This window comes from Nakamurella antarctica (assembly GCF_003860405.1).
Lineage (GTDB): Bacteria > Actinomycetota > Actinomycetes > Mycobacteriales > Nakamurellaceae > Nakamurella > Nakamurella antarctica.
The window spans coordinates 2,795,124-2,818,401 of the sequence record NZ_CP034170.1; the positions used below are offsets into that span (position 1 = coordinate 2,795,124).

At 63.4% G+C, this 23,278-nt stretch carries 26 protein-coding genes and 1 pseudogene; 11 read left to right on the plus strand and 16 right to left on the minus strand.

The genetic code is table 11. The annotated features are described in order from the left end of the window. Positions 1-17: 17 nt before the first annotated feature. Positions 18-1,315: pseudogene (locus tag EH165_RS16565) on the minus strand (substrate-binding domain-containing protein). Between the two features lie 38 nt (positions 1,316-1,353). Here EH165_RS16565 and EH165_RS12565 point away from each other — a divergent pair. Then, positions 1,354-2,157, plus strand: a complete 804-nt coding sequence (locus tag EH165_RS12565; protein WP_124799750.1) for an IclR family transcriptional regulator — start codon at positions 1,354-1,356, stop codon at positions 2,155-2,157. 131 nt (positions 2,158-2,288) lie between these two features. Continuing rightward, positions 2,289-3,065 carry an SDR family NAD(P)-dependent oxidoreductase gene (locus EH165_RS12570; protein WP_124799751.1) on the plus strand — a complete coding sequence of 259 codons (777 nt, stop codon included), beginning with the start codon at positions 2,289-2,291 and terminating at the stop codon, positions 3,063-3,065. Here EH165_RS12570 and EH165_RS12575 read toward each other — a convergent pair. The 3 genes from EH165_RS12575 to EH165_RS12585 form a co-directional block, all read right to left on the minus strand. Continuing rightward, positions 3,062-4,030 (minus strand): alpha/beta hydrolase, encoded by a 969-nt coding sequence (locus EH165_RS12575; protein WP_164479219.1) that lies wholly within the window; start codon positions 4,028-4,030, stop codon positions 3,062-3,064. The two genes, EH165_RS12570 and EH165_RS12575, sit on opposite strands and share 4 nt — an antisense overlap. Positions 4,031-4,201: 171 nt before the next feature. Further along, positions 4,202-5,005 (minus strand): EamA family transporter, encoded by an 804-nt coding sequence (locus EH165_RS12580; RefSeq protein WP_124800508.1) that lies wholly within the window; start codon positions 5,003-5,005, stop codon positions 4,202-4,204. Positions 5,006-5,090: 85 nt separating this feature from the next. Continuing rightward, on the minus strand, positions 5,091-5,486 hold the full coding sequence (locus EH165_RS12585) for a VOC family protein (RefSeq protein ID WP_124799753.1): 396 nt from the start codon (positions 5,484-5,486) through the stop codon (positions 5,091-5,093). Between the two features lie 117 nt (positions 5,487-5,603). On the opposite strand from EH165_RS12585, the gene EH165_RS12590 reads away from it, so the two are divergent. After that, on the plus strand, positions 5,604-6,419 hold the full coding sequence (locus EH165_RS12590; RefSeq protein ID WP_124799754.1) for a VOC family protein: 816 nt from the start codon (positions 5,604-5,606) through the stop codon (positions 6,417-6,419). Positions 6,420-6,464: 45 nt separating this feature from the next. Here the strand turns inward: EH165_RS12590 and EH165_RS12595 are convergent, their stop codons facing one another. Then, entirely contained in the window at positions 6,465-6,770 is a 306-nt protein-coding gene (locus EH165_RS12595; protein ID WP_124799755.1) for a hypothetical protein, read from the minus strand. Between the two features lie 2 nt (positions 6,771-6,772). After that, entirely contained in the window at positions 6,773-7,051 is a 279-nt protein-coding gene (locus tag EH165_RS12600) for a hypothetical protein (protein WP_124799756.1), read from the minus strand. A 240-nt stretch (positions 7,052-7,291) separates the two neighbouring features. Between EH165_RS12600 and EH165_RS12605 the strand changes: the two genes are divergently transcribed. Continuing rightward, the gene (locus tag EH165_RS12605) at positions 7,292-8,629 is read left to right on the plus strand and encodes an MFS transporter (protein WP_124799757.1); all 1,338 of its coding nucleotides are present in this window, start codon (positions 7,292-7,294) and stop codon (positions 8,627-8,629) included. On the opposite strand, the gene EH165_RS12610 is transcribed toward EH165_RS12605, so the two are convergent. Together EH165_RS12610 and EH165_RS12615 are read right to left on the minus strand one after the other, a co-directional pair. Next, positions 8,626-9,333, minus strand: a complete 708-nt coding sequence (locus tag EH165_RS12610; protein WP_124799758.1) for a cation efflux transmembrane domain-containing protein — start codon at positions 9,331-9,333, stop codon at positions 8,626-8,628. The genes EH165_RS12605 and EH165_RS12610 overlap by 4 nt on opposite strands. Continuing rightward, positions 9,333-9,665: an ArsR/SmtB family transcription factor gene (locus tag EH165_RS12615; protein ID WP_124799759.1), complete on the minus strand. Its 333-nt coding sequence runs from the start codon at positions 9,663-9,665 to the stop codon at positions 9,333-9,335. The genes EH165_RS12610 and EH165_RS12615 overlap by 1 nt, the downstream gene beginning before the upstream one ends. A gap of 150 nt (positions 9,666-9,815) precedes the next feature. Between EH165_RS12615 and EH165_RS12620 the strand changes: the two genes are divergently transcribed. The 4 genes from EH165_RS12620 (at position 9,816) to EH165_RS12635 (ending at position 13,311) form a co-directional block, all read left to right on the plus strand. After that, positions 9,816-11,201, plus strand: a complete 1,386-nt coding sequence (locus EH165_RS12620) for an MBL fold metallo-hydrolase (RefSeq protein ID WP_124799760.1) — start codon at positions 9,816-9,818, stop codon at positions 11,199-11,201. A 73-nt stretch (positions 11,202-11,274) separates the two neighbouring features. Next, positions 11,275-11,541, plus strand: coding sequence for a metal-sensitive transcriptional regulator (locus tag EH165_RS12625; RefSeq protein WP_124799761.1), 267 nt, complete (start codon positions 11,275-11,277; stop codon positions 11,539-11,541). A gap of 111 nt (positions 11,542-11,652) precedes the next feature. Further along, on the plus strand, positions 11,653-13,122 hold the full coding sequence (locus EH165_RS12630; protein ID WP_124799762.1) for an NAD(P)/FAD-dependent oxidoreductase: 1,470 nt from the start codon (positions 11,653-11,655) through the stop codon (positions 13,120-13,122). A 6-nt stretch (positions 13,123-13,128) separates the two neighbouring features. Then, the gene (locus EH165_RS12635; protein WP_124799763.1) at positions 13,129-13,311 is read left to right on the plus strand and encodes a hypothetical protein; all 183 of its coding nucleotides are present in this window, start codon (positions 13,129-13,131) and stop codon (positions 13,309-13,311) included. An 86-nt stretch (positions 13,312-13,397) separates the two neighbouring features. Here the strand turns inward: EH165_RS12635 and EH165_RS12640 are convergent, their stop codons facing one another. The 8 genes from EH165_RS12640 to EH165_RS12675 all read right to left on the minus strand — a co-directional run bounded on the left by EH165_RS12640 (position 13,398) and on the right by EH165_RS12675 (position 19,785). Continuing rightward, complete coding sequence (locus EH165_RS12640) at positions 13,398-15,173, minus strand: SulP family inorganic anion transporter (RefSeq protein WP_124799764.1); 1,776 nt, start codon at positions 15,171-15,173, stop codon at positions 13,398-13,400. Positions 15,174-15,196: 23 nt separating this feature from the next. Continuing rightward, positions 15,197-16,027, minus strand: a complete 831-nt coding sequence (gene ppk2, locus EH165_RS12645) for a polyphosphate kinase 2 (RefSeq protein WP_239020570.1) — start codon at positions 16,025-16,027, stop codon at positions 15,197-15,199. Positions 16,028-16,166: 139 nt separating this feature from the next. Further along, complete coding sequence (locus EH165_RS12650; RefSeq protein ID WP_124799765.1) at positions 16,167-16,418, minus strand: DUF6458 family protein; 252 nt, start codon at positions 16,416-16,418, stop codon at positions 16,167-16,169. Positions 16,419-16,475: 57 nt separating this feature from the next. Next, positions 16,476-16,748, minus strand: coding sequence for a GlsB/YeaQ/YmgE family stress response membrane protein (locus EH165_RS12655; RefSeq protein WP_124799766.1), 273 nt, complete (start codon positions 16,746-16,748; stop codon positions 16,476-16,478). Between the two features lie 195 nt (positions 16,749-16,943). Beyond that, complete coding sequence (locus EH165_RS12660; protein ID WP_124799767.1) at positions 16,944-17,591, minus strand: DUF305 domain-containing protein; 648 nt, start codon at positions 17,589-17,591, stop codon at positions 16,944-16,946. Positions 17,592-17,688: 97 nt separating this feature from the next. Next, positions 17,689-18,117 carry a DUF6153 family protein gene (locus EH165_RS12665; protein ID WP_124799768.1) on the minus strand — a complete coding sequence of 143 codons (429 nt, stop codon included), beginning with the start codon at positions 18,115-18,117 and terminating at the stop codon, positions 17,689-17,691. Between the two features lie 88 nt (positions 18,118-18,205). Beyond that, positions 18,206-19,015 carry a PDC sensor domain-containing protein gene (locus tag EH165_RS12670; RefSeq protein ID WP_124799769.1) on the minus strand — a complete coding sequence of 270 codons (810 nt, stop codon included), beginning with the start codon at positions 19,013-19,015 and terminating at the stop codon, positions 18,206-18,208. Beyond that, entirely contained in the window at positions 19,015-19,785 is a 771-nt protein-coding gene (locus EH165_RS12675) for a FadR/GntR family transcriptional regulator (protein ID WP_164479220.1), read from the minus strand. The genes EH165_RS12670 and EH165_RS12675 overlap by 1 nt, the downstream gene beginning before the upstream one ends. A gap of 251 nt (positions 19,786-20,036) precedes the next feature. Here EH165_RS12675 and EH165_RS12680 point away from each other — a divergent pair, with 251 nt between their 5' ends. Genes EH165_RS12680 through EH165_RS12690 form a run of 3 tightly spaced genes read left to right on the plus strand, consistent with a single transcriptional unit; the run spans position 20,037 to position 23,276 of the window. After that, the gene (locus EH165_RS12680; RefSeq protein WP_124800510.1) at positions 20,037-21,098 is read left to right on the plus strand and encodes an ABC transporter ATP-binding protein; all 1,062 of its coding nucleotides are present in this window, start codon (positions 20,037-20,039) and stop codon (positions 21,096-21,098) included. A 55-nt stretch (positions 21,099-21,153) separates the two neighbouring features. Beyond that, positions 21,154-22,395, plus strand: coding sequence for an ABC transporter substrate-binding protein (locus EH165_RS12685; RefSeq protein ID WP_239020572.1), 1,242 nt, complete (start codon positions 21,154-21,156; stop codon positions 22,393-22,395). Beyond that, positions 22,392-23,276: an ABC transporter permease gene (locus tag EH165_RS12690; RefSeq protein WP_124799771.1), complete on the plus strand. Its 885-nt coding sequence runs from the start codon at positions 22,392-22,394 to the stop codon at positions 23,274-23,276. The genes EH165_RS12685 and EH165_RS12690 overlap by 4 nt, the downstream gene beginning before the upstream one ends. Positions 23,277-23,278: the final 2 nt, after the last annotated feature.

A 23,278-nucleotide genomic window follows, 5' to 3' on the forward strand; every position in this document is an offset into this window, starting at 1 on the left:
CGCGGGTGGCTACTGGGTCAGCTGACGCCGAACTTGGTGCACGCCGTCTTCAATTCCGCAGTGGTGCAAAGGCGATCCACGGTAATTTGGCCTGATGCCACAAGGTCTTTCACTGTTTCTGCGGTAATGACCTGAGGATCGACCTTGATGTAAGGGGTGCCGTCATCCAGCTTGTCGTTGGCCTCGGACTTCACGCCGGTCATCATTTCGATACCAGCTTTGACCGCAGCTTTCGGTTCGGCCTCGCCCGCGGTGTTGACGGTGACGATCTGCTTCCCGAGGAGAACGTTCTGCAGACCAGCGTCGGTGGCGTCCTGCCCCGATACCGGCAGAACCTTATTGTTCTTCGTCAAAATGGTGATGACGCCGGCTGCGTTGGTGTCGTTCGCCGCCCAGACTGCGTCGACGTTGCCGTTGAGGCTTGAGTAGGCCTGCTCGAATTCTGTTGTTGCTGTTGGCCCGTCCCACGTTCCGCGTGTTCGGCGGCAGGCTTGATCCCCACTTTCGCCATGATGTCGACTGCGCCGTCGTGGAATGTCTTGGCGTTGCCATCCGTGGGGTCGCCGCCGACGAAGATTACCTGGGCCGCAGCCGGATCTTTGCCCAGCGCCTTGAGCCCGTCGACAATTGCTTGGCCTTGGATTTGGCCAATCTTGAAGTTGTTGTAGGCAACATAAATGTCAGCGCCAGTGATGGGTCGGTCAAGCGCCATCACCGGAATTCCCTGTGCTTTGGCCTTGTTCATAACCCCTACACCAGCGCCTTCGAGGTCTACAAGGATCATCAACCCGCAGCCGCTCGCCAACTGCTGGTCGCCGATGGTGGCGAACTTGTTGGTGTCGCCGTTGGCATTTTGGATATCGACTTTGTAACCCGCAGCGGTGAAACCCTTGGTGAGCTCCGGGCGGAAGGTCATTTCCCACTGTGGGGTGGAAGAGCTGTCCGGGAGGATGACGCACGCGGTGCCCTTCGGTGCCTCGCCGCCGGAAGTGGCGGTGGTGCTGGTGCTGCTGCAGCCCGCCAGGAGTGCGGCTACGCCGCCAACGGCAGCCACCGTGGTGATCAAACGTGTGTGTGTCCTGATCTTCATTCGCGTTCTCCTCTTGATCGGTTCCAGGTCCGCGAGTGGATCTGGCTGAGCAGCAAACCGGAATTCGCTCGGCTGTCTTCGGGTAAGCACTCGACAACCGGCCTTGGGTTTCGATAGTGTTCCACAATCGGAACGGCGTTCGCAATGGCGAACACAAACTATTTTTGAAGCGTCCGTGTGCGTGTTGAAGTGGGGAGCTGACGGAAAGTCGGCGGGAGAGTTCATGCTGGCTAGGATCGACGCACGCGGACGAGGGGAACGTAATGCTGGAAGAAAATGAACCAGGCACCACAGAAACTCGAGTGCGGGCAGTGGACCGCGCGTTGAGCGTGGTCGAGGCTCTCACGGATGGCAGTACCCGAACTCTGAGCGATCTCGCGACAAAGCTCTCCGTCCCCAAAAGCACCTTGCACGCCATCTTGCGAACACTGGAATCGCGGGGGTGGCTCCAAGCCGACGGCGCTGCGTATCGCCTCGGAGTCAGATCGCTGCTCCCGGGGGCGGGATATCTGGAGGCCGACACGGTTGTGTCGATTTCGAACCCCATTCTGGACGACCTGGTCGCGGAGTGCGATGAAACCGTCCACCTGGGACGACTTGTGGATTCAGACATCGTCTACATCGCGAAAAGGGACTCGGTGCAGCCGCTACGCCTTTTCACTTCGGTGGGCAGGCGCCTCCCCGCCCACGCCACCGCGATGGGAAAGGTGCTCCTGGCCCAGCGGACGGACGCGGAAATCGATGCGATTTTCACCTACCCTCTGCGGGTCTTGACACCGGCAACCATCGTGGATCGCGAACATATGATGCGCGAGCTCAACGAGATCCGCACCAAGGGATACGCCAATGACGCTGGCGAAAGCACCCTCGGAGTAACCTGCACGGCGATTGTGATTGATTCGGGCCCGACGCCCCAATACGCGCTGAGCTGCTCCGCGCCCGATGTTCGCCTCACCGGTGCGCAGCAAGCCGTGATCCTGAACGGGCTCTACCGAGCGCGTCAACGAATCGAAGAACAGCTGGCAACCAGCCTTCCCTCTCTGGGGGCGAAGCCCGCAGCGTCATGATCCCCGCAGCTTGAGTGCCACCGCAGCTTGAGTGCCACCGCAGCTTGAGTGCCACCGCAGCTTGAGTGCCACCGCAGCTTGAGTGCCAGCTAACTCCTTTCACTTTCCCCTACGAACCGACGGGCGCACTCATGCAGGATCGAATCATCGCCATTACCGGTGCGGCATCAGGCATTGGCCGGGCTACCGCGCTGCTGTGCGCCGAACGAGGGGCCCATGTGGCTCTGATGGATGTTGATGAAGCCGGGTTGAAACTTGTTGCGCAGGAAGCGGAACGCAGCGGCGTGAGCGCCGCCACCTACGTTTGCGACGTTCGCGACGAAGACGTTGTGGCAGAAGCCTTCTCGAGTGCACGGCGCGATCTAGGAACCCCTCGGGGACTCTTCGCCTGCGCCGGTATTGACCTACCCGGTTTTGCCCACGAGTTGCCTGCGGAGCGCTGGCAGAAGGTGATTGACATCAACCTCAATGGGTCATTCTTCGCTAGCAAACACATGCTGCAGGGGCTGCTGGACTCCGGCCTAGGAGGCTCGATCGTGCTGTGCTCCTCGCCCGCGTCATTCGTGTCCTTCGCTGCGGGCGCGAACACCGCCTACGCGGCATCGAAGGGCGCGGTGTCTGCCCTGACGAGGACCCTCGCCTTGGACTACGCGCGCTACGGGGTGCGAGTCAACGCAGTGGTGCCCGGGCCAACTGAAACGCCGCTGATGTGGATGGCTGTTCCGGCAGAAGACCGAGCGCGGCTCACCACCACAATTGAGTCCGAGGTACCGCTCGGCCGGCTGGCCACACCGCGAGAGCAAGCCCATGCGGTGCTCTGGCTTCTTAGCGACGACTCGTCATTCGTGACCGGCTCGCATCTTGTGTGTGATGGAGGAGTGCTGGCAAAGGCCTCCATCAGCGTCTAGGTCGTCGGCGTTTTTTCAGCGGAGGCCGGCCGGTTGAGAGTAATGGCCCTGCGCAGCGCGCCGGCGATATCCACCCCCAGTTGATAGGCGCCCTGGCTAGTTCCATCCATCGACCACGATCCGTGGATCAGCTCGTTGTACCGCAGGTAGGTGATGGGGACGCCGGCCTCGTACAAAGCCCGCGCGTACCCCTCTCCGTCATCGAGCAGGGGATCGAGCCCGCAGGTAATGACGGTTGCCGCCGGCAGCCCGTCCAACGGTCCGGCCGCGTACAGGTCGACGTATTCCGGGGACTCGGTGGGTCCGGCATAGATCTCCCAAAAGTGCTGCATCGCCTTTCGGGTCAAGAAATACCCCTCGCCAAACCGCAGGTAGGAGTCGGTGTCGAAATCACGCGCCACCACCGGGTACACCAGCAGCTGGTGGGAGAGCGTCGGTCCGCCCTCATCGCGCAACATCTGGGCCACCCCCGCGGCCAGGTTGGCGCCAGCAGAATCCCCTCCGACTGCAAGGAAATCACCGTCCCCGCCAAGCTCGGCGACGTTCTCCGCAGCCCACCGAGTAGCGGCCACGCAATCCTGGAGCGCGGCCGGGTGCGGATCCTCCGGCGCGAGGCGGTAGTCGATACTTATTACCGCGCAACCAGTGTCGGCAACAAGCCGGCGGATGGGACGGTCGGAGAGATTCACCGATCCGACCTTCCAGCCGCCGCCGTGGAAGAACACCACAAGCGGCGCCGGGTCAGGGCCCGGCCGATACAACCTGGCAGGAATGTCCCGGTGCTCGGCTGGAATCACCAGATCGCGCACCGAGCCGACTTCCACGGGTGGGCGCTGGCCCTCGATCATCGCATCGGAGGAGAGCCTGGCATCTGAGACAGACATTTCCCACGTCTGGGGAGCAGCCGGGTCAACCGCCTGCAGAATCAGATATTGCTCGGGGTCCACGAACGGGGTTGCATCCATCAACATTGCCTTCCTCGGGGTACGGACGTCGGCCTCACCGCCACAGTCTAGAACGTGCCGAATCTGGGACCATTAGCCCGATTCTGGCGGGCTAATGATCCCAGATTCGCACTTCTCGGCCCAGACCCCGAACAAGTAGGCCCAGATCCGCGCTCCTAGGCCCAGTCGGCCTTAGGTAAGTTGCCCGCGCCTGCCGCCGCGTTGGGCCGCTGCTCCGGCGGCCACCACGAGCACGATGCCGAGCAGCTGAATCAGTGACGGGCGTTGGTGGAGAACGATCAGGCCCAGGAGTAAGCCAATCGCTGGCTCGACTGCCATCAGCGTGCCGAAGGCAGCAGTGGTCAGCCTGCGCAGCGCGAGCAGCTCGAACGCGTAGGGCAGCACCGGCAGCAACAGAGCCAAGCCCGCACCTACCGCAAGCACGTTCACAGTGAGGTGCCCCGCGGCCTGCGGAATGCCGATGATCCCAGCGGTGGCCGCGGCGATCGGGACGGTCAACGATAGACCGGTCAGCCCTTCGAAGCGGTCGCCAACGTGCTGGGTCAACACGATGTAGACGCCCCAGCCAACCGCAGATATGAGTGCCAACCCGATGCCGACGGCGTCCACGCTGCCCTGCCACGGCTCGGTGAGTCCGATGACGCCGACCAAAGCCACGGCTGGCCAGATAAACCCCCGCACATGACGGCTCCGCGCCGCCGCAACGGTCAGTGGGCCGAGAAACTCGATGGCCACACAGGTTCCGAGCGGTATCCGCTCGATCGCGGCCAAAAAGGTCACCGTTTGCAGTCCGGTGGTGATTCCGAGTCCGAGCAGACCCGGGAGGTCTCGGCGACGGAGTGAACGCACCGGCGGCCGAACGATCGCGACGAAGATGAGGGCGCCGAACGTCAGGCGGAGCCACGCCGTCCCGGCAGCGCCGATGGTGGAGATCAGGTCCACCGACAGCGCCGCCCCCAGCTGTACCGAGAGCATCGACGCGACCGCGAGAGTCCACGCGGGGACGGCGTCGGTGCGCGATGGGTGCGCGATCACTGTGGTTGACGAACGGACTGGCGGGTTAGAACTGCTCCCCCGTACGCCAGGGCATCTCTTGAAGCGACATCGTGTTGCCGTCCGGATCGCTAAAACCGGCGTACTTCACTCCCCCGCCGACGTCCTCGACCGCGCCGACGAGGACGCCGCGGCTGATCAGCTCCGCCCGCGCTTGCTCAATGTTGTTGACCACCAGGTGAAGTGCTTTGACGGAGCCGGGTACGGCGACGTCATACGCGGCGAGCCCGGTGCCGAATCCGATGGAGCAGCTCGACCCGGGCGGAGTGAGTTGGACGACGCGGACTCCCTCCGCAGGCCGCACATCGACATCCTCGACGAAACCTAACTTGTCGATGTAGAACGCCTTGGCGCGGTCCACATCCGCTACCGGAATCGGCACCAACTCGAGTTTCATCTCCACGTACTTCTCCCACATTGCTTGCCCGACGGTTAGAAATGTATTCCTACCCCGCTTCGGGTCCGCGGGGCTACAGTTCGGACACTGACATCCATCGAATTCGCGGAAGAGGAACACCCCATGCCCACTCGCGACACTCCATTTAAGGCCGGGACACCCTGCTGGGCAGATCTTTTCACCAGCGACGCCGACAAATCCCGGTCCTTCTACCACGACGTCATGGGGTGGACAGCAGACGAACCCAATCCCGCATACGGCGGCTATGTGAACTTCAGAGCCGGCGGCAGTGGTAGCGGGAAATCAAGTGCGGCGGGCCATCGCGCCGCTGGGATGATGGGCGGCAACACCACCGAGTCCCCCGTTCCGGACATGTGGACGCTCTACTTCAGCGTTGACGATATCGATGCCGTGGTCGCGAAAGCTGTGGGCCTGGGCGCGAGGGTGCGCAGCGGCCCGCATCCCGTCGGCGACCTCGGGTCGATGGCGGTCCTGACCGACCCGTCCGGTGGCGCCTTCGGGCTGTGGCAGGGCGGAATTCACCCTGGCTTCAGCCACCATTTGGAGCCCGGTAGCGCCGCGTGGTTCGAATACCACGCCACGGACTTCGCGAGTGGAACCGCCTTCTACGCCGCGCTCTTCGAGTGGGAGCTTTCGGTGCTCGCCGATTCGGACGAATTCCGTTACACCAACGCGCAAGTGGCGGGCGAGGACGTGGTCGGCCTGATGGATTCGCGCGCAATGCTGCCCGCCGGGCACCCGCCGTTCTGGACCATCTATTTCAGCGTGGCCGACATGGACTCGGCGCTGGGCACCGTCGTTGAACTCGGTGGCAGCATCGAACACCGAGATGACGACTCCCCCTACGGCCGGACCGCCGCGGTGGTGGACAGCACTGGCGCGCGGGTCAAGCTGCACTGCGAGGCCGCGGACCACTGAACCCGCGTGCAGCCCGAGCCGATGACCACCACGCTCAATGAAGCTTTACGGGTGCGGTCCAAGGGTGAGGATCGTCAGGGTGTCGGCATTTGGTCCGTAGAGCCACCAGATGCGCCAGGCCCCCGGCGTCCTGTTCTCAATATATGACTCCCACACGTCCTCGCCATTGGGGCCGGAAAGTGATTGGTATTTGTGAGAGTTGAGTCCTGGGTGGCCCGGGCCAATATCTCGGAGAAGCCGGAGCGTTTTCTTGGCTTTCTTCAGCTTGGCCGCATAGACGCGCTTGCCGAGATCTTCGAAAACACCCAGTGCTTCGGAGGTGAAAAGCAATGTGAACGGTGGTGCGCTCACAATTACACTTGGTCCTCGAGCAGATCATCTCGCCTGCTGACCCGGCCCTCAGCCGCATCAGCAAGGCCACGAAGCAGCGACTGACGCAGTGCGTCGTCCTCCCACACCAACAGTTCTCGCTTCGGAATACTCGCCAGCGGGGTCAAAAGAATCTCACCCGTCGAACGTGTAGAGACGAGGAACCGGTCGTTGCGCCGCACTCCGGCACGTCCGAACGCAATCCGAGCCCGGTCGTCTGCTGCAACTTCGGCGATGGGCTCGAACCCAGAAAGTGCGCTCATAGCAACTCCTCGTACATGGGGTGAGTTCTCTCAGACTACTCCAGCGGGGGCATGTGGGTATTGCCCATGTAACCCGGATTCCACTTCGAGACGCCCACCGTGACGGCACGCCGCTGGCGGAACATACTCACTCCGAGATCACGTGATTGTGCTTGCCGCTCGAATGCCCGCTAACGGCGCAACGCGTGACGCCGGTACGGTCGGCGTGAGGCCCGCGCCCCGAAGCGCGGACGTTTTCGAATGGGAGCAAATGTAGTGGTGAACAGCGGCGCCAAGCCTGCAGGAGGCGACCTGGATCCCACACAGGCATCGCCGGACGAACAGTGGCGCGAGCGGCCCGACATCGTCGCGATCCAGCGACGCACGGTCCGGATCCTCATCGCCGCCCAAATCGTTGGCGGTATCGGCATCGGAGCCGGCGCATCGTTGGGGGCCCTGCTTGCCGAACAAGTGACGTCATCGGAGTCGTGGGCTGGTCTGGCCCGAACGTGTTCAACACTCGGCGCGGCCGCGATCGCGCTGCCACTTGCCTCCATGGCCAGCCGGCGCGGCCGCAATAAGGCCCTCGGTCTGGGTTGGGCGCTGGCAGCGATCGGCGGCGTCGTCCTCGTCCTCTCGGCCGCGTTCAGCAACATCCCACTACTCATCATGGGCATGCTGATGTTTGGTTCCGGCACCGCAACAAACCTCCAATCACGGTATGCAGCAACCGATCTGGCTAAACCCGCGCACCGATCCCGCACGCTGTCCATCGTTGTGTGGTCCACCACCATCGGCGCGGTGCTGGGGCCCAACCTGTCCGGCCCCGGCGTCACGGTGGCGGAATGGTTCGGCCTCCCCGACCTCTCCGGAGGCTTTCTGATTTCGGCTGTCGTGCTCAGTCTCGGGGCGGCAGCGATGTGGATCTTTATGCGCCCCGACCCACTTGTCACCGCGCAGCACCATGCGCCGGACGTGCCGGTCAACACGCGCAAGCAGCGAAGCCTCTCGGTCACCATGAAGGCTATTTCGGAGTCCGCGGTGACTCGGCTTGCCTTCGTAGTGGTGGTTCTCGGCCACACCGTAATGGCGTCCGTGATGACGATGACCCCGGTGCACATGGCTGATCACGGCGCGAGCCTGAACATCATCGGGTTGACGATCAGCGTGCATGTGTTTGGAATGTATGGACTCTCCCCGGTGGTGGGCGTCATCTCGGACCGGCTCGGACGGATTCCCGCGATCATGATCGGCCAGGCGTGTTTCGTAGCGTCGGCCTTGATTGCCGGGATGTCTGGGACGTCAAACGGCATGGTGATGGCCGGGCTGTTCCTGCTGGGCTTGGGCTGGTCGTTCTCGTTAATCGCGGGCTCGACGCTGCTGGGCGAGTCGGTACCCAGCGCTATCCGGCCCTCCGTTCAGGGCACCGGCGATATGGCAATGAACGTGGTCGCCGCGGTTGCCTCCGGGATTTCCGGCGTTGTCATGGCGAAGTGGGGTTTCGGCGGATTGAACGTGATTGCCGGGGTACTGACCATTCCTGTTCTGCTGCTGGTGCTTTCGACCGTGGTGACCGGGCGCCGCAGCGAGAAGGTTTAGTCGCGCGGGCAGCAGGCACAGCCCGCCGCGTCACCACGAGGCCGCGAATCGGCCCCTGATTCCACCTTCAGGACTGCGGCGTTCGGCGCGCAGCAGGCATCGCCCTTCCACGCGTTCCGACCCTCTTTTGCGGCGATGACGGCGATCACCAAGGCTGCGATCGGGTCGGCCCAAGCCCAGCCGAACGCAGAGTTCAGTACGAGGCCGACCAGCAGCACCGCAGAGAGATAGGTGCACAACAGGGTCTGCTTGGAATCGGCGATGGCGGTGCGGGAACCCAGCGCCCGTCCGGCCCTGCGCTGGCCCCACGACAGCCACGGCATGATCAGCAGGCTGAGCGAAGCGATCACCAAACCCGGCGTGGAATGGCTGGCTTCGTTGCCGCTGATGAGGGAGGCTGCAGCATCGATTGAAACGTAGGCGGCGAGCGCAAAGAACGACATAGCGATGATGCGCAGCGCCTTCTTCTCCCGCGCCTTCGGGTCAACTCCCGCGAATTGCCACGCCACCGCAGCCGCTGAGGACACTTCGATGATGGAGTCGAGACCAAAGCCGACCAACGCCGATGACGATGCGACCGAACCAGCCCAGATAGCCACAACGGCTTCGATGACGTTATAGGTGATGGTGGCGGCGACAAAGAGCTGAATCCGGCGGATCAACAATTCCTCTCGTGCACTGTCGAGGGCAGGTTGGGCGGACATCAGCAGCACCCCGTTCCTGCAGCCGCAGCTTCACAATGTTCCGGGTCAACGGCCAACACCACGTCCAGCAAGCCGCTCAGGGCTTGTCCGAGTCCCGCGTCGGCGAGTTCGTAGCGAGCGCGTCGCCCCTCCGGAACTGCGACGACGAGTCCGCAGCCGCGCAGGCACTGCAGGTGGTTGGAGATACTTTGACGCGATACGTCCAGCTGTTCGGCAAGCTCCGCGGGGTAGCCGGGCGCCTGGCTCAGCGCCAACATGATCTGGGCGCGGGTCGGGTCGGACAGTGCGTGCCCCAACCGCGCGAGTACGGGGGCGTGCGTCAAGGTTTGCATCAAATAATAGTACATCAAGCAGTGGATTCAGCAAGTGATGAACTGTGGTGCGAGGCGATCAGGCACTCTTGCGTGCATACCCCCCGGGGTATACGATCGCAGAAGAGCAGCGCCCCACACCCGCTCCCCCGCAACGCACCGGAGGCTGACATGTTGTTTACCCAGTACTACGTCGAGTGCCTATCCCAGGCGTCGTACCTCATCGGCGACCGGGACAGCGGTCAAGCCGTAATCGTTGACCCCCGCCGTGATATCGGTGAATACCTTGCTGATGCAAAGGCCAACGGATTGACGATCGTCGGGATGATCAACACGCACTTCCACGCCGATTTCGTGTCCGGCCACCTCGAACTCGCCGACGCCACCGGTGCCTGGATCGGATACGGCGAAGCCGCCAGCACCGACTTCCCGGTGCGCCACCTCGCGGAGGGCGAACGGATCAGCCTCGGCCACGTCACCCTGAAGATCCTCGCGACCCCCGGCCACACCCCCGAGTCGATCAGTGTGCTGGTGTTCGAGCACCCCGATAACGAAATCGCGTATGGCGTCCTGACTGGCGACGCACTGTTTATCGGCGATGTAGGCAGGCCAGACCTGTTGGCCTCCATCGGGTTCACCGCCGATCAACTTGCCATCCAGCTGTTCCATTCGGTCCAGACGGTGCTGATGGGACTGCCCGACGCGGTCCGGGTGTTCCCGGCACACGGCGCGGGTTCGTCATGTGGCAAGAACCTGTCCACCGAACGACAGTCGACCATTGGCGAGCAGCGGCGCCTGAACTATGCCTGCCAACCGATGACGCAGGACCAATTCGTGCAGGTCGTCACCGCCGACCAGCCGTCCGCGCCGCCGTACTTCGTCTACAACGCCATCCTCAACAGGAGCGAACGCGAGCACCGTCCCCTCACAGCCTCACCCACGGCCCTCGAAGATAGCAGCGTTGACGACGCGCTCGCGGCCGGCGCTCTCGTCCTAGACACCCGTACCCCCACCGACTTCGCAGCGGGCCATGTAATCGGCTCGATCAACGTCGGCGCGGACGGCCGAATGGCCGAAACCGTTGGCATGGTCCTGGATCCGGAGCAACGGGTAGTGCTGCTCAGCCCCGACGGCCAGTCCGATGACGACGCTATGCGGATGGCACGAATCGGCTTCGATCACGTGGTCGGCTACATCCCCGACGCTGAGGCCTACCTGGAGCGCAACGCCTCGCGGGTGGAGCCAGCAAGCCGGCTCACCGCCAGGCAACTCGCTGACCTGATGGAGAGCGTCGAAGGACTTACCGTGGTGGACCTCCGAAACCCTGGCGAGCTTACGGACGGCGTCCTGCCCGGCGCGCTCAGAATTCCGCTGGCCGAACTGGTCCGCCGGATCGACGAGATCAACCTGGCTGCGCCGGTTGTCGTTTACTGCGCGGGTGGTTGGCGCTCGAGTGTCGCAGCGAGTGTGCTGCGGAGCCGGGGGGCGAAAGACGTCTCCGACCTGATCGGCGGCTACAGCGCATGGACCTTATTGCACGCCAACGCTTCTGGCTAAGCCGCGCCGATGTCCGATGTCGATTGTCAGATACCCTCGAGGGTATCGGACCCCGTACTCCAGGAGGAATCACATGGTCGCGCTCCCGCCCGAGGGCATGGACGTCATCGTCAAACGGCTGCGCCGCGCGCAAGGCCAGATCGGCGGCATCCTCAAGATGTTGGAGGAAGGCCGCGACTGTGAGGACGTGATTACCCAGGTCGCCGCTGTGAGTAAGGCAATCGACCGGGCGGGCATCGCGATCATCTCCAGTGGATTCAAACAGTGCGTGATCGACAGCAACGGCGCAGAAAGCTTGGATATCGAGAAAATGGAGAAGCTGTTTTTGTCGCTGGCGTAACGGGTCCGGTGCCTCACCCGGGATGTTTGCCCTGGACATAGGGCCGAAAGCCCCTGACCCCCGGTCCTTGAGGGCGTGAGACTGAAGGTCCTACGTTGAAAGGAAGCCGCTATGGCCGACGTTGTCATCTTGGGTGCAGGGATCTCCGGACACACTGCCGCGCTTCATCTTTCACGGCTGCTCGGTAAGAAGGATCTGGGCAGGAAGCACACCGTCACGGTGGTCTCGCCGAACTCACTCTGGAACTGGATCCCCTCCAACATCTGGGTCGGGGTCGGCAAGCTCGACAAAAAGCACGTCGTCTTTCCACTGCAACCCGTCTACCGCCGCAAGGGGATCGACTTTCGGCAGGCCAAGGCCGTCGCGATCCGGCCGGAAGGCGACGCGGCCGACCCCCGCGGCGCCGTCGACATCGAATACACCGGCCAGGGCAAAGTTGGCGCGCCCGAGCGGCTGCGATACGACTACCTGATCAACGCCACCGGACCACAATTGCGCTTCGAGGCCACGCCTGGCTTGGGACCGAACGGCCACACCGTCTCGGTATGCACCGCCGATCACGCGCTGGAGGCCGCCGCCAGCCTTCGCCGTTGCATCACCCGGCTGCAGGCCGGCGAGGAGCAGACCCTGGTGGTCGGGATGGGCCACGGCACATGCACCTGCGAGGGAGCGGCGTTCGAGTACGTGTTCAATGTTGACCACGAGCTACGGGAGGCCGGTGTCCGCGATAAGGCTCGGTTGGTCTACCTGACGAACGAGGCGCACCTCGGCGACTTCGGGGTCGATGGAATGACTTTCGAGGATCAAGGCTTCCAAAACTCGAGCGAACTGTGGACGGCGTCGCTCTTCCGCGAGCGCGGCGTCGTGGCAATTCTCGGCGCACACGTCGAGGAAGTCGACGAAGGCTTGATCCGCTACGAGACGCTCGACGGCGAGAAGCATTCGCTGGCATTCGATTTCGCCATGCTGCTGCCCCCCTTCGGCGGAGTCCCGCTCCGCGCCTTCGGCCGCGACGGCGACGATATGACGGCCCAGATTTTCGCGCCCAGCGGGTTTATGAAGGTCGACGCCGACTACACCGTCAAGCCGTACGAACAGTGGCGGGCCGAGGATTGGCCGCGAACTTATCTCGCGCCCGGGTACGACAACGTGTTCGCTGTCGGGATCGCTTTCGCGCCACCACACCAGATCTCGCGGCCGCACAAGAGCGCGAACGGTACCGTGATCACTCCGTCGCCGCCCCGCACCGGGATGCCATCAGGGGTGATGGGTAAGACCGCAGCTATGACGATTGTCGACCGCATCAACAACGGGATGAGTGCTCCGGCGCACGAGGCTTCCATGGCCGCAATGGGAGCAGCCTGCGTGGCATCGTCCGGACACGGTCTGCGCCGCGGATCGGCCGCGTCCATGACGATGATGCCGGTGGTGCCCGACTATGTGCGCTACCCGACGGGGCGGGACCTGAAAAACACCCGCGGCGAGATCGGCCTCAGCGGCCACTGGGTCAAGCTGATGCTCCATTATCTCTTCATCTACAAAGCCAAGGGCCGCCTCGGGTGGCAACTAATTCCGGAGTGAACTGACATGAAAACACCAGAATCCACCTTGGGCTCGGCCGTCTCCGACCAGCCCAGGGCCGACCTCGCACTCGCACCACTTCCCACTCGGGCCACGCTGCGGCGCCGACGCAACCTGCCCTACCAGCTCATCCGCTTCGCCGTGTTCAACGCTCGCATCATGCGAATGGTGACCAAAGGGCCGCACTAAGCCTGCCGGTGGCCGGTGCAAAGCATGGCCGGTCTCAAGCGCGGCCGACGCAAAGCATGGCCGCTATCCTCCTGCTTTGCCGTCAGTCACTGGCCGGCGGCGGCCTGGAATGCCTCTAGAGCTTGGCCGGGAGTGTCGTAGAAGGCGTCCGGGTCAAGAGTGGCGCTGATGCCGTAGCGGTCGAGTTGCGCGCGCACCGGAGAAAGAACGGTGCTCAGACCGAAACGGATATTGCGGTGTTGCAGGTAGGTGACCACACGGGTCAGGACCGCCGCTGCGGTGTAGTCAATATCGCCGATGGCCGCGCCATCCAGAATTATCCACCGCAGCGGGTCGCCCTGGCCCGACAAGGCGGTGATGTCGTCCATCAGGCGGGAAGCATTGGCGTAGTACAGGCTGGTGCCGAACCGGTAGACCACGATTCCGGCCTCGGTTCGCGCGCCGGGCATGACCGGGTTCTGCTGCCAGTGCCCGGCCTCCGACTTCACCAGCACACTGTTGAGCGGCCGGTAGCCGTGCCGCAGGTTCTCGATGATCGACGCCAGGACGGCGAGGGCGATACCCTGCTCGACACCCAGGAAGACCACCGCCGTCGTCGTGAGCAGCGCGACGGCGAATTCGAGGCGCCGGCAGATGAGGATGCTTCGCATGCCCTTGATGTCGATCAGTTCGATCACGATGAGGAACACCACCGTTGCCAGGGCCGCGCTCGGCAGGTAGGCCAGTGGCCCGGTGAACAGCAGGAGCACGAGCAGGACCACCGCAGCGGTAGTGAGGTGCGCCAGTTGGCTTCGCCCCCCACCGCTGTCGACCATTTGGGTCTTGGTCGGGCTGCCGTTGACGACGAATGTGCCGGTAAATGCGGCGACCACGTTGGCAGCGCCCAGGCCGACCAGGTCGGTGTCCTCGTTCAAATGCTCTTCGTACTTGACGGCGTAGGCGCGGGAGGTCGCAGCGCTTTGCGCGAGGATGACGACAAACATCGACAGCGCTGCGCCGAACAACACGCTGGCGTCGTGCCAGCCCAGCGCTGGGAGCGCAAAGTGCGGCAGCCCACCAGGGACGTGCCCCGTTACAGCGACACCGTGGTCGGCCAAGTCCGCTGCCCAACTCACGATGATGGCAAGGACCACGGCGATCAATGGCCCGGGCAGCCTCCGATTAACCCGCCGCAGGCCCAGCACGATCACGATGACGCCACCTGACACCAGCAGATCAGCGCGGTGCAGTTGCGAGAACTCGCGCGCGATGGTGGCGAGCTGGGTCAGCGCGTCATGGCCCGCGGCCTCGACACCGAGCATGCCGGGGAGTTGGCCGATTGCCACCTGAATACCAATGCCGGTGAGGAATCCGACCAGTACCGTCCGGGATAAGAAATTCGCCAGGAAACCCAGCCTGGCCAGCCGGGCCAGCAGTAGCATGCCGCCGGCGAGCAGGGCGGCGAGCCCGGCCAACCTCACGTATTGCTCCGACCCGATCACCGCGAGCCCGGCCAGCGCGGCGGCGAGGATAGCTGCGGTGGCCGAGTCCGCTGCGACCACGAGATGGCGCGAGGAGCCGAGAACGGCGAACACGATAACCGGGAGCAGCATCGTGTAAAGACCGGTCACCACGGGCATCCCGGCGATCTTCGCGTATCCCAGAACCTCGGGGATGCCCAGCGCTGCCAGCGTCAGGCCAGCCAGGATCTCCATCGGAATCTGAGACCGACGGATCGGCAGCAACCCCTGCATCACGTGGGGCGCCCGAAGCCATCGGCGCCCGTCGCGCTCACTTGAGGTAGACACCGTCTTCGCTGCCCTTCTCCACGCTGGTTCGGGTTCGATCACCCTCTCATCGGTGTTGACCTTGATCTTTCGCATCGATCCCCAGCCAGTCCGTGACCTTACTGCTTCAGGGTCGCCGCGTGGTCCGGTACGGCATGGAAGAGTTCGCGGGGTGGCCTCACGTACCCGTTGGACGCAGGTCGGGCGGGAAACGTCGTGGCGGCCCTTTCGGTGTTCGTGTAGGGCACCGTCGACAGGACATGGGCGATCATGTTCAACCTGGCCCGGCGTTTGTCCTCCGCCTCGATGACGTACCAGGGCGCCTCGGCGGTGTCGGTGTGGACAAACATCTCATCCTTCGCCCTCGAATAGTCCTCCCACCTGCTGACCGACTCCAAGTCCATCGGCGAGAGCTTCCAATTGCGCATTCGGTCCTCGCTGCGCGCTCGAAAGCGCCGTTCCTGCTCTTCGTCGCTGACCGAGAACCAGTACTTTCGCAGCAGGATGCCGTCCTCAACGAGGAGGCGTTCGAAGATGGGCGCTTGGGCCAAGAAGCGGTGGTACTCCTCCGGCGTGCAAAAATCCATCACCTTTTCCACCCCCGCCCGGTTGTACCAGGATCGATCGAACAACAGCAGCTCGCCTGTTGTCGGCAGGTGGTCGATGTACCGCTGGAAATACCACTGCCCGCGCTCCCTGGTGGTCGGCGCAGGCAGGGCCACGACCCGGGCAACACGGGGATTGAGATATTCGGTGAGCCGCTTGATGGCGCCCCCTTTGCCGGCCGCGTCTCGGCCTTCAAAGAGCAGCACCACCCGAGATCCGGTATCGCGGACCCACTCCTGCATTACCACCAGTTCTGTTTGCAGTCGGAGCAGTTCAGCTTCGTAGATCTTCTTCGGTACCCGGCCGGAGCCGACCACAGTCGTTTCCTTCGAATTGCTGGACACGAGCAACACCTCCGATAGCACCGGCAGCTAGATCAGTGATCAACGTACGCGCTGGGTCGACCTACTGCTCCAGCGAGCACGCCAGCGCGGATGCGCCGGCGTGCTTAGCCCGCTCTGAGTTGCTCTGCTCCAACGCGTCTTAGACCCCGGAGATCCTGTCGTCACGTTCGACGACGGCTTGCCGCCCCTGCGAGTCGGTCGTCACCGCGGTACTGCGGGCGCGCCGCGTCCTTGGCATCAGCACCAGCAGCGTCAGCAAGATGACGAGAAGTCCGCCACCCATCAGGATGTAGCCGATCGTGGTCAGATCGAAATCGGCCAGAGTGGCCTTGACGCCGAAGGACATAATTGCGCCGATGACGATGAGAAAAACACCTAATCCGATACCCATTGCATTCTCCTTACAGAGGTAACGCGTCAAGGCCACCTCGTGGCGGCCCAGGGACTTTTAGGAGCGCGACTTGTTGCCGAACTTGATCCACAGGAGCAGCACGATGACGGCGCCGATGATGGAACCGACAATCCCGGCAGGCTGGAGGAAGCCGTCCTGGCCGTCCTTGTGGAAGATGAGGTAGCCCAAGAAGCCGCCGACGAACGAGCCCACGATGCCGAGCACAATCGTCATAGGGATCGAGATGTTTTGCTTGCCGGGGACTAACAACCGGGCGATTGCGCCCGCGATGAGACCAACAATGAGCAAGCTGATGATCAAGCCAAACATGTATTTTCACTCCTTCTGAGAAGCCGCTGAGCCTGTGCCAGCGACGGTTCTACTCCGAACCGAAGTCAGTGTTACCCAGATCAGCGCTTGGGTAACCGTACACATCGCACAAATTTTTACCGCAGCCTTACACCGGTGCTGCGCGGGAGGACTCCTGCCTCCCGCGCAGCGGCCGTCAGTGCCTGATCTGTGGACCTATTTCACCAAGGCTGTCATCGTCGCGATCTCGACTTGCTGGCCAGCGATGATGGCATCGGCCAACTGCTTGGCCTGCGGGTTCGATCCCTGTTTAAGCTCGAGGTTGGACATTTCGATGGCGCCCTCATGGTGCGCGATCATCATCGTCAACCACTTCTGATCAAAATCGGTGCCCGAGAGCCCCGTGAGCGTGGTCATGTCTGCCGCGCTCATCATGCCCATCCCCATTTCCATCCCGGGTGCCATGTCGTGGTCCATTCCTTGCATAGGGGGCTGCTGGCCCCATGCCTTAAGGAAGGCCGTCATCAGGTCAATTTCTGGCTGTTGTGCAGCTTTGATCTCGCCGGCCAAGGCTACGACCGCTGGCGTAGTGGTGCGCCCCGCGACCATGTCAGCCATTTCCACAGCTTGCTGGTGGTGGGGAATCATGTCGGTGCTGAAAGCAACATCGGCGTCGTTGAACACCTCCGAAACGCTGGCCGTTGCCGACCCGGCCGCAGGAGATGCGGCGGTTGCAGGGGACGCGGTGGTTGCGGTGGACGTGGTTCCGGACATGCCCGACATCTCGGTCATGTCTGAGCCGCACGAGGCGAGCAGCAGCGTGGTGGCTGCGGCTACACAGGTAAACAAATTCTGAGTACGCATGATGAGAAAACCTTTCGAAATAACGAATGTGGACGCGCAAAACCCGAGAGCACTCGGGCATGCGCGTAAAACCGTGGGCGCAAGAACGCGCGCAGGTTCACAAACGCAGAATCGAAAGTTTCCGTAAAGGGGGTAGCGCCCACGGTGGGTCGCGACCCTGAACGCCTCCGGCCATTGCCGCGCGCACTCGGCCGACGACGTCGCGGCCACCAGATCGGGCCAACTTCATCAGGACCAGCGCAGTACCCACCGCCGCGATGACTGCCATACAGAGGTGCAGCGCCGCGTGGGATGAACAACCATCCGAAGCACAGTGCTCGGTGTGTCCCGAAGACTCCGCATCGGGGGATGCACCAAGCCCAGCGGCCGGCATCACCATCGCGCTGTGCGTGCCACTCGGGCCCGGGGCGCCGCTGGCGGTCGGCTGCACGGAAAGCGAGTGCATCAAGAGCACTCCCGCCAGCACTGCGACCACCGTCAGCGCGCGCGTCAGCCACGTCGCAGCGGAAATGCGCGTGGTGATCACAGGTCCCAGGCTACCGATCCCGCAGCGGCTCCCCGAGCGGGTACGGCTACTGCGCCCCCACTTCCGCGCCTCGAGAGCCAGCCTGTGGTCAGCTTTCCGCGCTCTCGCGCCGGCCACGAGCCGGCATAGCTGCGCCGAGATCCACCAAATACCAGGGCATTTCGCCTGTTCGGCCTTGTTCTGTCCGCGCGCCCGTGGTGGGTAGGCGATGATCGAGCGCCTCCGCGGGCAGCCGGTCGGCGGGCAGCCAGTGTGGCGAGTTCGACACGATGATGCGACCGCCCGCGCTGGCCAGTGCCGTCGGTTGCGGGATCAGCAAAAGTGCGGGTAGGACGAGGCGTTCCAGGCTGGAGATGAGCACATCGGCGGCGGCAACCCCCACCGGCGCGCCGTCGACAAAGACCGGAACCGACAGCGTTAGCGCGTATTCGTTGGTGCAGATGTAATCGACGTAGGGCCCGGACGTCCGCCGGTTCCCTGTCTGGATCGGTGTCGCGTACCAATCGGTGGTCGCGTAGTCGTAAAAGTCGGGCGAATCCGGGTTCGAGTCCACGCGTAGCGCCTCGGGTTTCCCGCGGGCACCGGTCCACCACCATTCAAGCCAATGCGAGTGGTCGCGGAGCACATGGGGGGCGACCACCACCCCGGCGCCGCCGATCACCCCGTCATGCCGCTGCAGCAACTCAAAGATGGCTGGACGCAGGGCTGCCAGATCGCTGCTGGCCGGCGGTTCGGAACACCCGGCAACCAACGCGCGAAACTGATTCGCGAGTGGGATAACGGAATCGAAGACGTCGCCCAGTGCTCGCTCCGCAGCCATCAGCACTTTGGCTCCGAAACAGGGATCTGCGGCCGAAGCACGGGTGCCTCGCCCTGCGGGCTCGGTGAAACCAACCATCAGCACTCCCCCAAAGGCGCACTGTAGGTATCCATTCGCAGCCGAACCAGCCTCGCCGTTTCTGCCGAAATGCTCTGCTCCACCACTGTTCTCGCCGTTGATTCCTCCCCTGCCCCGATAGCCTGAACCAGGGCAGCGCGAGAGGCCACGGTCAGCCGGTGCTCCGCTTCAGACACCCCCAGCCACAGCAGGTCGCCGATTTCGGCCTGCAACCGCGACTCCTCTCTCGTCAACCGGGATGATTGCGCCGCAGCAGCGATCTGGATAGTGATCTGGGTATCGGTCCGTCGACGTTCACTCGCGCCCTGCGCCGCAGCGAGCCGATCCACCCGCAACCGCAGATCTGCCACCTCGTCCGCCACCGCCCGCCGGGTCGCCAGCACCGCCGCCGTTGCGGAGATGGCCAGGCGGTGATCGCCCAACTCCCGCAGTTCTTGCACGCTGGTTTGTCGCAACCGGTTGAGCAAGCTTCGCGCCAGGTTGGCCTCTGGGGCACGCACAAAAGTTCCGCCGTCCCGGCCGCGGCGGGTGCTAACGAGGCCCTGATATCGCAGCACTGCCAACGCTTCTCGCAGCGTCACCGTGGCAACTCCCAGCTGCTCGGCCAACACGGTCTCGGTCGGCAACCGGGTCCCGTCGGGGATCAGACCCAGCTCGATCGCCCGGCTCAGCTGTAGCGCGATCTGGTCGGCTCTACTCAGCTGCAGCGCGATTTGGTCAGCCCTGCCACCGTCGCCGTGCGGGGATCCGAGGATCGTCCTCGCCGTCATGGTGGTGAGGCTGCTCAGCGATCGAGCCCCGCCATCTGATGCCATCGGACCCCCCATTGCTCTACCGCCATCTTTGAGTGCGATTCGTTATCTAACCACCCTTGACTACAAAACATCTGGGTCTATAGGTTTACACGGCCGCAGATTACGTGCACACCGCTGCGCCAGCACTTTTTTTCACACTTCACTCGCGCGCCAACGAAGGGGTACCCGTGACGTCACCGGCTTGGCAGAAATCCTCTGCCGCCGAGGTGAGCGAGCCAGGCCGGCCCGCGTCAACCGACGAAGTCTCCTCCGTCCGGCTGGTCGGTCTGACCAAAAAGTTTGGCGCTGTCACCGCAGTTGACGGGCTCGATCTGGATATCGCGGACGGCGAATTCTTCGCCATGCTGGGCCCGTCGGGTTCGGGCAAGACCACCGTCTTGCGGATGATCGCGGGTTTCGAGGCCCCCACTGCAGGCGCCGTTTTGCTCGATGGCACCGACGTCACGAAGACGCCGCCGTTTCGCCGTGATGTCAACACCGTGTTCCAGGACTACGCGCTGTTCCCGCACATGAACCTGTTGCAGAACGTTGCGTACGGCCTCCGCGTCAAAGGGGTCAAACCTGGAGACCGCGACCGGCAAGCCGCCCAGGCGTTGGACCAGGTCCAGCTCGGCGGGATGGCCACCCGGCGCCCCCACGAACTTTCCGGTGGCCAGCGGCAGCGGGTTGCATTGGCCAGGGCCCTCATCAACCGCCCTCGCGTGTTGCTCCTCGACGAGCCGCTGGGCGCACTGGATCTGCAACTGCGCCAGCAGATGCAGGTAGAGCTCAAGAGCATCCAGCGCGAAGCCGGCATCACCTTCATCTTCGTCACGCACGACCAGGAGGAGGCGCTGACCCTGTGCGATCGGGTCGCCGTGTTCTCCCAAGGCAAGATCGAGCAGGTCGGCACCGGCATCGAGGTGTACGAGCGACCGGTCTCCCGCTTCGTGGCCAATTTCGTCGGAACCGCCACGGTGATCGACGGCGATCGCGCCCGAGAACTGTTTGGCACCAAGGAAAGCCGGGCGATCCGCGCAGAGAAGATCACCCTGGAGCCCGGAAACTCCGACCTACCGGAACTTCCAGCAGGCCAGATTGGCGTCTTCGGAACGGTTGCCGAGACGGTCTTCGCCGGCATCCACACGCGGTATCTCGTCGACGTCGCGGGCCTGATGTTCACCGTCCTTCTCGCCAACGACTCGCGCCGGCACGGCGGCGAGATCCACCGCGGCGAGACCGTCCGGCTCAGTTGGCATCTCGATCAGGCTGTTCCCCTGCGCGACTGAACCAGCTCACCCCACAACTCAGCCCCTCCTACCCCACCCCCTTACACAGAAAGGCATGTCGATGATCCCGACGAGCCGCAAAATCCTCATAGCCCTCGGATCGGTAGGCGCCCTTCTGGTCGTTGCCGGTTGCGGCGGTTCCTCCGACGCCGCATCCACCGCTGGCAGCAGTGCGGCGGGCGGCAGCGCAGCCGCTCCGGCTGGCGACCTCCCCAACGTCCCGATGGCCTCCGCCGTCGGCGCGGGCGAAGGCCAGCTCAACATCATCGCGTGGGCCGGATACGCCGAAAACGGATCGAACGACAAGACCGTCGACTGGGTGAACCCCTTCACGACCGAAACCGGCTGCAAGGTGTCCGTCAAGATCGGCAACACGTCCGACGAGATGGTCGCGTTGATGAAAACCGGCGAGTATGACGGTGTCTCGGCCTCCGGCGATGCGTCCTTGCGGTTGATTTACGGCGGCGACGTCGCTCCCGTCAACACGGCGCTGGTCCCGAACTACGCCACCATCGCGCCCTTCCTCAAAGACCAGTCGTTCAACTCGGTCAACAAGCAGATGTACGGTATCCCCCACGGCTGGGGCGCCAACGTTCTGATGTGGAACCCGGACAAGGTGACCACGCCGCCGACGTCATGGGGCGCAGTGTTCGACAAGTCTTCCGAATACGCGGGCAAGGTGACTGCGTACGACTCGCCGATCTACATTGCCGACGCAGCCCTGTACCTGAAGGCCACCAAGCCCGAACTGGGCATCAAGGATCCGTACTCCCTCACAGAGGAGCAGCTGACCGCATCAGTGGACCTGCTGAAGAACCAGAACAAGAACGTCGGCGAGTACTGGGCCGATTACACCAAAGCTGTCCAGTCGTTCGACTCCGGCACCTCGGTCATCGGAGCGGGCTGGCAGGTTATCGCCAACACCATCAACGCCGACGGCAAGGTTAAGGTCTCGTCCACCGTTCCGGTCGAAGGCGCTACCGGATGGTCGGATACCTGGATGATTTCCGCCAAGGCCGCCCACCCGAACTGCATGTACAAGTGGATGGACTACATCACTTCGGCGAAGGTGAACGCGCAGGTCGCGGAGTACTTCGGTGAGGCGCCGGCCCAGACCGAGGCCTGCAAGGTCACCGCCGACAAGGACCACTGCACTACCTACCACGCGCTTGACGAGGACTACGCCAAGAAGATTTCCTACTGGGCCACCCCGCGCACCCAGTGCGTGGACGGCTCCGGATCGAACTGCACGTCCTACTCCGAATGGCTGACAAAGTGGCAGGAAATCAAGGGATGAGTTCGTCGCTGCGGAGTCCGGCTCCGGTCCGGGGTCGGATCTCCGCGGCGCTGGCAGTTCGGCCGAAGACGCGGTTAGCGCTGCTGCTTACCGCGCCGATGCTCTGGCTGGTGGTCGCCTACCTGGGATCCCTGATCACCATGTTGGTCTCGGCCTTCTGGTCGGTCGACGAGTTCACCGGCAATATCGTCCAAGAGTTCACGACGAAGAACATCGAGACGGTGTTTACGCCGGGCCTCACCCTCCAGATCGCCGCCCGCACCATCGGTGTCGCGATCGTGGTCACCGTGCTGTGTGCGTTGATCGCGGTGCCGCTAGGGTTCTACATGTCCAAGGTGGCGACGCCGCGGGTGCGGACGTTGCTGATCGTGGCGGTGCTAACACCGCTGTGGGCAAGCTATCTCGTCAAGGCCTACGCCTGGCGGACCATTCTCGCGCCAGACGGACCGTTGAGTTTCCTGACCGGCGGCCACACTCCCGGTTACGGGCTAACCGCCACCGCGATCACCCTGACTTACCTGTGGCTGCCGTACATGGTGCTCCCGGTGTACGCGGGATTCGAGAAGGTACCGTCGGCCCTCTTCGAGGCCAGTTCGGATCTGGGCGCAACGCCGGGCCGGACCATCCGATCTGTACTGCTGCCACTGGTTTTTCCGGCGATCACCGCTGGCTCGATCTTCACCTTCTCACTGACCCTGGGCGACTACATCGCTGTCTCGATCGTCGGCGGAAAGACCCAGCTGCTCGCCAACGTCATTTATGGCGATCTGATCACGGCCAATAACCAGCCCCTCGCCGCAGCGACGGCCCTCCTGCCGCTGCTCGCGATCATCATCTACCTTGTCGCGCTGCGACGTACCGGCGCGACGGAGAACGTGTAGCC

Bases quoted from the DNA above. Each gene is read 5' to 3' on its own strand.
- EH165_RS12565 (WP_124799750.1), top strand. From the start codon at position 1,354: ATGCTGGAAGAAAATGAACCAGGCACCACAGAAACTCGAGTGCGGGCA.
- EH165_RS12570 (WP_124799751.1), top strand. From the start codon at position 2,289: ATGCAGGATCGAATCATCGCCATTACCGGTGCGGCATCAGGCATTGGC.
- EH165_RS12575 (WP_164479219.1), bottom strand. From the start codon at position 4,030: ATGGATGCAACCCCGTTCGTGGACCCCGAGCAATATCTGATTCTGCAG.
- EH165_RS12580 (WP_124800508.1), bottom strand. From the start codon at position 5,005: ATGCTCTCGGTACAGCTGGGGGCGGCGCTGTCGGTGGACCTGATCTCC.
- EH165_RS12590 (WP_124799754.1), top strand. From the start codon at position 5,604: ATGCCCACTCGCGACACTCCATTTAAGGCCGGGACACCCTGCTGGGCA.
- EH165_RS12600 (WP_124799756.1), bottom strand. From the start codon at position 7,051: ATGAGCGCACTTTCTGGGTTCGAGCCCATCGCCGAAGTTGCAGCAGAC.
- EH165_RS12605 (WP_124799757.1), top strand. From the start codon at position 7,292: ATGGGAGCAAATGTAGTGGTGAACAGCGGCGCCAAGCCTGCAGGAGGC.
- EH165_RS12610 (WP_124799758.1), bottom strand. From the start codon at position 9,333: ATGTCCGCCCAACCTGCCCTCGACAGTGCACGAGAGGAATTGTTGATC.
- EH165_RS12615 (WP_124799759.1), bottom strand. From the start codon at position 9,665: ATGCAAACCTTGACGCACGCCCCCGTACTCGCGCGGTTGGGGCACGCA.
- EH165_RS12620 (WP_124799760.1), top strand. From the start codon at position 9,816: ATGTTGTTTACCCAGTACTACGTCGAGTGCCTATCCCAGGCGTCGTAC.
- EH165_RS12625 (WP_124799761.1), top strand. From the start codon at position 11,275: ATGGTCGCGCTCCCGCCCGAGGGCATGGACGTCATCGTCAAACGGCTG.
- EH165_RS12630 (WP_124799762.1), top strand. From the start codon at position 11,653: ATGGCCGACGTTGTCATCTTGGGTGCAGGGATCTCCGGACACACTGCC.
- EH165_RS12635 (WP_124799763.1), top strand. From the start codon at position 13,129: ATGAAAACACCAGAATCCACCTTGGGCTCGGCCGTCTCCGACCAGCCC.
- EH165_RS12640 (WP_124799764.1), bottom strand. From the start codon at position 15,173: ATGCGAAAGATCAAGGTCAACACCGATGAGAGGGTGATCGAACCCGAA.
- EH165_RS12650 (WP_124799765.1), bottom strand. From the start codon at position 16,418: ATGGGTATCGGATTAGGTGTTTTTCTCATCGTCATCGGCGCAATTATG.
- EH165_RS12655 (WP_124799766.1), bottom strand. From the start codon at position 16,748: ATGTTTGGCTTGATCATCAGCTTGCTCATTGTTGGTCTCATCGCGGGC.
- EH165_RS12660 (WP_124799767.1), bottom strand. From the start codon at position 17,591: ATGCGTACTCAGAATTTGTTTACCTGTGTAGCCGCAGCCACCACGCTG.
- EH165_RS12670 (WP_124799769.1), bottom strand. From the start codon at position 19,015: ATGGTTGGTTTCACCGAGCCCGCAGGGCGAGGCACCCGTGCTTCGGCC.
- EH165_RS12675 (WP_164479220.1), bottom strand. From the start codon at position 19,785: ATGACGGCGAGGACGATCCTCGGATCCCCGCACGGCGACGGTGGCAGG.
- EH165_RS12685 (WP_239020572.1), top strand. From the start codon at position 21,154: ATGTCGATGATCCCGACGAGCCGCAAAATCCTCATAGCCCTCGGATCG.
- EH165_RS12690 (WP_124799771.1), top strand. From the start codon at position 22,392: ATGAGTTCGTCGCTGCGGAGTCCGGCTCCGGTCCGGGGTCGGATCTCC.